Source organism: Kitasatospora sp. NPDC091257, assembly GCF_044757675.1.
Classification (GTDB): domain Bacteria; phylum Actinomycetota; class Actinomycetes; order Streptomycetales; family Streptomycetaceae; genus Kitasatospora; species Kitasatospora lactacystinica.
Map to the genome: position 1 here is coordinate 1 of NZ_JBIVVI010001488.1, position 1,899 is coordinate 1,899.

A 1,899-nucleotide genomic window follows, 5' to 3' on the forward strand; every position below is an offset into this window, starting at 1 on the left:
CCACGCCGCTGGTGCGCAGCCAGCGGTCGGCCCAGGCGTGGACGTCGCGGCCGCTGGCGGCGGCCAGGGCCCCCCGGCCCCTCACCCGGGCCGCGGGCAGTCCGCTCTGGGCGCAGCTGCGCGCCGACCTGCTGCGCCGGCTCGACGAGGGCGAGTTCCACGACGTCTTCCCCGGCGAGCACGACCTCGTCGCCGAGTACCGGGTCAGCCGGCACACGGTCCGCGAGGCCCTGCGCAAGCTCCGGGAGGAGGGCCTCGTCACCGCTCAGCGCGGCAGGGCCTCGCGGTTCACCGCGAGCCGCCCCCTGGAGCAGGACATCGGTGAGGCGTACAGCCTGTTCCGCTCCGTCGAGGAGGTCGGTGCCGTCCAGCGCAGCGTCGTGCGCGCGCTCGACCGGCGCGCCGACGGCGTCATCGCCGCCCGCCTGGGACTGGAGGAGTCCACGCCGCTGGTCTACCTCGAACGTGTCCGCCTGGCGGACGAGGAACCGCTGGCCGTCGACCGGATCTGGCTTCCCGCGGACCTGGCCCACCCGCTGCTGGACGTCGACTTCACCCACACCTCGCTCTACGACGAGCTCGAACGCCACTGCGGCCGCAGCATCCGCGGTGGCTGGGAACGCATCCGCGCGGTGGTCCCCGGCCGGGGGGAGCGCATCCTGCTCGACTGCCCCGCGACCACCGCGCTGCTCGCGATCGACCGGCTCGGCCGCGACACCGACGGGCGTCCGATCGAGTGGCGGCAGACGCTCGTCCGGGCGGACCGCTTCGCCGTCGCCGCCGCGTTCACCGCGCACGACTACCGGCTGGGCGCCTCGGTCCAGACGCCCTGACGGAACCGTACGCGACGGACAGGAGTTCGACCCCGACGGCGAGTCGGTGCTCTCGACCCGCGCGGTCGCCGCCGGTGTCCGTCGGCCGCGACCTGAGTACGGCCACGCAGGCCGCTTCGGTCATGGCCGGTCTGTGGTGTCCGGCGGACTCTCCGGCCACACTTCGAACGCCTGGGAGAATCCCGCCGGGGGTCCAGTGCGGAAACGGGCGCGGATCAGCGCCGCGACCTTGGCCACGGCGTCGGCTCTGCCACCGAGCTCCACCTTCACCGGGCCGGAGCCGGCATCTGCGCGGGCAACCGGTCGGGCGGGGGTCTCCGTGATCGGCGCCGACGTGTCCACCTGCCAGCGGGTGTGGACCACCTGATCGGCGAGGGAGACATAGTCCCTCGCGGAGCCAGGACCAGGGACGGCGATAAGCCCGAACGACTGCCCCACCGTGTCGGCGACGACGTTCGCCACCGGTGGCGCACCGGAGATCGACATGTGCACCATGACGCTCGGTTCCCGTGAGGCACTGGCACCGGTCATCGCTCTCCTCGGAGGTCGGATCTCCTCCAAGGGTCTGCCAGTTCCGGGCCTCCCGCATCTCTTCGGGGAGGGAGCCCCGCCCCGGTGGGTGGCGTCCGGCGGGTCGACGCCGACCTCATCGCCTGCGGGCGCGACAACCACGCCGCTTCGCGCGCGGTTGGACTTCCTGGCCTCGGGATGTTCTGCGGTGTAACGTTTTGATCAAGCAGTCGTGGTTCCGAAGTTCTCGCCCGCGGTTACCCGCCGTGGGCGTTCTCATTGCTCAATGCCTCTCCGGACCAAGGCGATCATCTCCGGGCCCGCACCCGTGGGACCCGATCAGTCCCCGCGAAGGAGAAGAGCATGGCCACCGGCACCGTGAAGTGGTTCAACGCCGAGAAGGGCTTCGGCTTCATCGAGCAGGACGGCGGAGGCCCCGACGTGTTCGCCCACTACTCGAACATCGACGCCCAGGGCTTCCGTGAACTCCAGGAGGGTCAGAAGGTGACCTTCGACGTCGTGCAGGGCCCGAAGGGCCCGCAGGCGGAGCGCATCC

General features: G+C 71.8%; 3 protein-coding genes. 2 read left to right on the forward strand and 1 reads right to left on the reverse strand.

Annotated features, from left to right (window positions below):
* The first annotated feature begins 8 nt into the window (after nucleotides 1-8).
* Complete coding sequence (locus ACIQOV_RS39605; RefSeq protein ID WP_401055758.1) at nucleotides 9-833, forward strand: GntR family transcriptional regulator; 825 nt, start codon at nucleotides 9-11, stop codon at nucleotides 831-833.
* A 120-nt stretch (nucleotides 834-953) separates the two neighbouring features.
* Here the strand turns inward: ACIQOV_RS39605 and ACIQOV_RS39610 are convergent, their stop codons facing one another.
* Nucleotides 954-1,364, reverse strand: a complete 411-nt coding sequence (locus ACIQOV_RS39610) for a hypothetical protein (RefSeq protein ID WP_401055755.1) — start codon at nucleotides 1,362-1,364, stop codon at nucleotides 954-956.
* Between the two features lie 342 nt (nucleotides 1,365-1,706).
* On the opposite strand from ACIQOV_RS39610, the gene ACIQOV_RS39615 reads away from it, so the two are divergent.
* On the forward strand, nucleotides 1,707-1,899 hold a 193-nt coding region (locus ACIQOV_RS39615), incomplete at its 3' end, for a cold-shock protein (RefSeq protein WP_401055756.1).